6 protein-coding genes are annotated in these 5,471 nt (G+C 28.8%); all 6 read left to right on the top strand.

Annotated elements, in window-relative coordinates; translation table 11 throughout:
* The first annotated feature begins 35 nt into the window (after positions 1–35).
* Positions 36–557 (top strand): hypothetical protein, encoded by a 522-nt coding sequence (locus ACFQ13_RS03740; RefSeq protein ID WP_386114161.1) that lies wholly within the window; start codon positions 36–38, stop codon positions 555–557.
* 151 nt (positions 558–708) lie between these two features.
* Positions 709–1,557 carry a hypothetical protein gene (locus tag ACFQ13_RS03735; RefSeq protein ID WP_386113415.1) on the top strand — a complete coding sequence of 283 codons (849 nt, stop codon included), beginning with the start codon at positions 709–711 and terminating at the stop codon, positions 1,555–1,557.
* A 166-nt stretch (positions 1,558–1,723) separates the two neighbouring features.
* Positions 1,724–3,574, top strand: a complete 1,851-nt coding sequence (locus ACFQ13_RS03730) for an NACHT domain-containing protein (protein ID WP_386114159.1) — start codon at positions 1,724–1,726, stop codon at positions 3,572–3,574.
* A gap of 149 nt (positions 3,575–3,723) precedes the next feature.
* A complete protein-coding gene (locus tag ACFQ13_RS03725) occupies positions 3,724–4,245 on the top strand; it encodes a hypothetical protein (RefSeq protein ID WP_386114158.1) in 522 nt (173 codons plus the stop codon).
* Between the two features lie 148 nt (positions 4,246–4,393).
* Positions 4,394–5,053 (top strand): hypothetical protein, encoded by a 660-nt coding sequence (locus ACFQ13_RS03720; RefSeq protein WP_386114155.1) that lies wholly within the window; start codon positions 4,394–4,396, stop codon positions 5,051–5,053.
* A 145-nt stretch (positions 5,054–5,198) separates the two neighbouring features.
* Positions 5,199–5,471: hypothetical protein (locus ACFQ13_RS03715; RefSeq protein ID WP_386114153.1), on the top strand; the 273-nt coding region annotated here is incomplete at its 3' end.

Raw genomic sequence — 5,471 nt, 5'->3', positions numbered from 1 at the left:
AACCGTTGTGCACAAGTTAAAAATCGAACTTATAAATGAAATTTGAACTGCCATTTAAAGAACAAATCTATAACGAGCAAATGACTCTGAATTTCAATACTGCTTGGAATGATAATCTGAAAAAAAACAAAAAAAGGCTGATTTGGGCAATTCCAATGATTTTGTTGGGTGGACTAATAATTTATGGAGAAAACAACCTTGGATTTTTATTCATCGCAATCGGAATTCATTACTTGATTAACTTCTATGATTATTATTCGTTTTACAAGAAAAGTAAGAATACGTTTTTTGAATTAGTGGAAACGGAAAAAAACGGACAAATAAGTGCGAACGAAAATTCAATTTGGGAATTTAATGATGACCATTTTAGATATAAAGACTATAAATACGAGACAAAAATAAAATGGCAAGCTTTCAAAAGTACTAGAGTAATTGATAAGAACTTGTTTATCGACCTTGACATTGGAAATAACTCATCTTACGTAATAGGAGAAACCGAATTAGGAACTGAAAATTTCAATAAAGTGGCTGAATTTGTAAAAACTAAAATCGAATAAAAAAACCAGTGCACAACAACGTGTATAATTAATTGCTATGGCAATTGCCTACTTGGAAAATTCCTTCGGAATTTTCTCTGGCACGTTTTTGTTTACTAAATTAGTTGCTTAACCACGCAACTAACCATACACAACAACGTTAGCATTTATTATGAAAAAAAACATTACAATTCTATTAATACTTTTTTTAACAATAAGTTCTTGCCATTCTCAAATTCCAATAAAAAAATATCGAACCGAAATTGAAAAACTAAATACGGAAAAACAGATAAGCGAATATTGGAATAAACTGCATAAAATTGACCAAGAGATTTTAGTTAACACTCGTGAATTAAGAATTGCTGACAGTATTTCAATATCAAATATGATAAAAACTGCTTTAATTTTCGATATACACGGAACTAAAGGATATAACTCAAATGGATATAGTGGATTTGTACCAATTCTCAACCTTTCCCATAACCAAATTGGACAAAGTCAAATAGCATATTGGCCAATTATTGAAGAATGCAAAGAAATAGGTGGAGCTATCGAAAGTTTTGGAGGAAAATATCCAGCGTATCAACTCGAAAGTGTGACATTAACTTTTTACAATTATTCTGTATTTAATCAGGAAGAAAAATACCCAAACCTCATAAAAAAAATGAGTGAATTAAAAACTGACGATATCGTCAACGAACTTTTAAAAACATATGAATACCAAAATGAATTACGTAAATTAAGTGAAGTTGCTAAATTAAATAGTTGGCATCTTCAAAATCATAGAGACCGAATTGACGAAGGCGAATTTTCTATTGTAAAAATGTCAGATGATAATTTGTATTTAAAAAAATACGAGCGAATTCAAAAACTTGAACTACTTAAAACAAATAATGCCTCGAAAGAATACAGAATTATAAACGAACCGTTTGGTTGGAAATATGTCTATAGAGAAGATGGCAGTTTAAGTTTAATTGACGAAAAAGATAACGAATTAATCAATTACACTCTAATAAAATAACAAATGCTAACACCGTGTATAATTAATTGCTTTTTACGTGCTTACTTGTGAAAATTCCTGCGGAATTTTCACGGGTTCGTAAAAGTTTGCTAATTTAGTTTCTTAACCACGCAACTAACCATACACAAACACGTTAGGTGTAATTTGAAAATGATACTGAAATTTAATGATTGACATAGAAACAATATTTACACAAGTTTTATTTAAAAACCTAATAGATAAAGGTATCAAAGGAGTAGACTCTTTCTTTGATAAGCAACTAGCAAATATTAATTCTAAAGCAAAAAAGAAATTAAAAACAGAAGAGTTTAACTTTTTCAAAGAAAATTATGACCTAGATATTTCTGAATCTACAGTCATTACACATATCAAAAATAATTTAAACGCTGCTATAACTTGGTCTAATGAAATTAACTTTAGCACTGCTATATCTTCTAAAGAATTAAAAAATATTTTCGTAGATATAGATTTATATTTATCCCCTTTAAAAACACGCTTTGATACAGATGAGGAAACGGATAAAATAAGTAGCAAAAAGTTTTTAAAAGAATTCCAAAAAAACAAAATAGTTTATGGAGGAGCTGGTGCAGGTAAAACAACTTTGATTAAAAAAGTATTTAACGATTATCTAGCAAATCATAAAGAATTTGATTTTTCCTTCCCGCTTGTTATTAGATTTAGAGAACTAGATTATGAAAATCATATCAATCAAAAATCATTTGGACTATTCAAAATATTGGTTGATTTACTTGGAATACATATAAAATTTCCAGTAGAATATCTTGACGATTTTGGATTTGAATATTATAATCTGCTTAAAAATACTGTTATATCATTTTTCAATGAGAGTAAAGTACTTCTTATTGCAGATGGATTTGATGAAATTCCTGATTCTGAACTAAAATCTAGAATTGAAAGGGAATTTCAAGAACTATCCTTAAACCTTGTTGACTCAAAATTTATTTTAACGTCAAGAAGTAATGATTTTTTGTTGCAATTAACCAACACAAATACCTATGAAATCTGTCCTTTAAATGACCGACAAATAAAATCACTAATTGGCAAATGGATTACAAACAGAAAAAAATCTAAAGACCTATTTGACAAAATCAAGGATTCACCATATTATGATACTACAATGAGACCGTTAACATTGTCTCATTTATGCGCTATTTATGAGAGAAAAAAAACTATTCCGCCAAAACCGAGATATATTTATGATTTTGTTTTAAACCTTTTATTAGAGGCTTGGGACCAACAAAGAAGTATTGTACGACCTTCAAAATATGCTGATTTTTATATTGAAAAGAAAAAAGAGTTTTTAGCTAATCTATCTTATTGGCTTTCATTTCATTTGGGTAGAAATGTATTCAGTAGTGATGATATTCGTAAATGCTATAACAAAATTCATAAAAGTCATAACTTACCTAGCTCTCAAGCAAAAAAAGTGGTAACTGAATTAGAAAACCATACTGGTATTTTTGTTCAAACAGGTTATAATTCTTATCAATTTTCACATAAGTCATTACAAGAATTTTTGACAGCAAAATATTTAAGTGCTTCACCAAGAATTCCCGAAGTAAAGGTGTTAAAAAACTTACCAAATGAAACAGCAATATTAATGTGTTTATCTACACATCCTAACTATTATTTTGAAGTTTTAAATAAAAATTTCAAACAATTTGATGAGCACTTTTGGGGTGTTTTTTTTAATAGACTTATAGAAGAAAAACCAGACTTTGATGAAAGTCCAGGAGCTATTGTTTTCTTTTTAAATAATATATGGCATCAAAGAGATTTAGTTTTCAAAAAAGCATTTCTTAAATTGTTAGATTCTACTAATTTAAGAATTGGATTCAAGGAATTTTTTAAACTCTACGATGCTAACGGAACCTTTGAAGAATGTTCATCATATATATATAATAATATAAAAATTCCATTATCAGAAAGGAATTATTATCCTACTCAAATTTACATTGATAATGAAGTATCTGAAATAATAAAAAACTACACCTAACAATGGCTATAAGTAATTGCTTGTTCTCGCCTACTTCTGAAAATCCTCGTGGATTTTCAGTTTGGTGTGTACTTGCAAAGTTTAGTGCTAAACCACGCAACTACTCATAGCCGAAACCGTTGTGCACAAGTTAAAAACCGAACTCATAAATGAAATTTGAACTGCCATTTAAAGAAGAAATCTATAACGAGCAAATGACTCTGAATTTCAATACTGCTTGGAATGAGAATCTGAAAAAAAACAAAAAAAGATTGATTTGGGCAATTCCAATGATTTTGTTGGGTGGATTAATAATTTATGGAGAAAACAATCTTGGATTTTTATTCATAGCAATCGGAATTCATTACTTAATTAACTTCTATGATTATTATTCATTTTACAAGAAAAGTAAGAATAACTTTTTTGAATTAGTAGAAACGGAAAAAAATGGACAAATAGAAGCGAACGAAAACTCAATTTGGGAATTTAATGATGACCATTTTAGATATAAAGACTATAAATACGAAACGAAAATAAAATGGCAAGCTTTCAAAAGCACGAGAGTAATTGACAAGAACTTGTTTATCGACCTTAATATTGGAAATAACTCATCTTATGTAATAGGAGAAACCGAATTAGGAACTGAAAATTTCAATAAAGTGGCTGAGTTTGTAAAAACAAAAATCGAATAAAAAAACCAGTGCACAACAACGTGTATAATTAATGGCTGGTTTGAGCTTGCTTACGAAAATCCTCGCGGATTTTCTATTTGGTTTTTATTTGCTAAATTAGGTACTTAAACACGCCACTAATCATACACAAAACCGTTGTCTATAATTTATGAAAACACTTTTGCTAACATTAATGTTTCTGATTTTAATTCCAAATCCTGAAAAGATTGTTGGAACTTATCAAATTATTGACGAATTAAGTGATGATACGCTTGAATTAAAGAATAACGGAAATTACGTTTATAAAGAACGTGGAGATAGCTGTTGGACTTGGTATGATTTTGACGGAAAATGGGAAATTATCGATAGTAGTTTAACTCTAATAGATAAAAGAGAATATGAAGAGGAAACTTCATCAATCAAAGAAATAGAAAACGAAAAACCTTCAAATAAAATTATTGTAAAAGTAATAACGATTGACAATAAACCGATTTCAAACTTTGCTCTGACACTCAAATCAACTGATTACAAAATTGAGCCACAAATTCATTCAACGAACCAAGATGGAATTGCTGAATTTGAAAAGTTCGATATAGTTTATAATGAGTTTGATAATTCATCATTAAGTTTCAAATTTAAAGTTAATGAAAGTGAAATTTCTTCCAATTCAGTAATTTGGAGAAATTCTGACAGTATCCATCTGACTTTAAATTACAATCCTAAAATTATAAAAGAAACTCTCAAACATATATTTGAAATCGACAAAGACGAATTAATATTGACAAAATCGGAATCATTGATTGAGGGAAAGAAATACAAAAAACTATAGACAACACCGTATAAAATTAATGGCTAGTTATCGCCTACTTACGAAAATCCTCGCGGATTTTCTATCTGGTGTTTATTTGCTAAATTAGGTGCTTAAACACGCCACTAATCTTATACAAACACGTTGGCAAAGATATAATCGAACAATGAGAATCATATATATAATTCTATTACTAATTCTGACTTTTGGTTGTTCCTCAAACAATAACATATCGGAATTTGAAAAAGTATTAGGAAAGAAAAACAACGAGACTCTGACTTTACTCGTGAACGACTTTGAAAATGACTTTCTAAGAAAACAATATCCTAATTCTGAACTAAATGAATCTTACAAAAAATTCTTGATTGATTATAAAAATGATAGCCTCGAAAATTGGGTGCCTTTACCAAAAAAAATAACAGAGAAATTTAATTCAAGC

Origin of the sequence: Winogradskyella rapida, assembly GCF_042675845.1 — a bacterium.
GTDB classification, from domain to species: Bacteria; Bacteroidota; Bacteroidia; order Flavobacteriales; family Flavobacteriaceae; genus Winogradskyella; species Winogradskyella rapida.
The sequence above is the reverse complement of the archived record's forward strand: the minus strand, read 5'-3'. Positions and strand labels throughout refer to the sequence as shown.

Bases quoted from the DNA above. Each gene is read 5' to 3' on its own strand.
- ACFQ13_RS03725 (WP_386114158.1), top strand. From the start codon at position 3,724: ATGAAATTTGAACTGCCATTTAAAGAAGAAATCTATAACGAGCAAATG.
- ACFQ13_RS03740 (WP_386114161.1), top strand. From the start codon at position 36: ATGAAATTTGAACTGCCATTTAAAGAACAAATCTATAACGAGCAAATG.
- ACFQ13_RS03720 (WP_386114155.1), top strand. From the start codon at position 4,394: ATGAAAACACTTTTGCTAACATTAATGTTTCTGATTTTAATTCCAAAT.
- ACFQ13_RS03735 (WP_386113415.1), top strand. From the start codon at position 709: ATGAAAAAAAACATTACAATTCTATTAATACTTTTTTTAACAATAAGT.
- ACFQ13_RS03730 (WP_386114159.1), top strand. From the start codon at position 1,724: ATGATTGACATAGAAACAATATTTACACAAGTTTTATTTAAAAACCTA.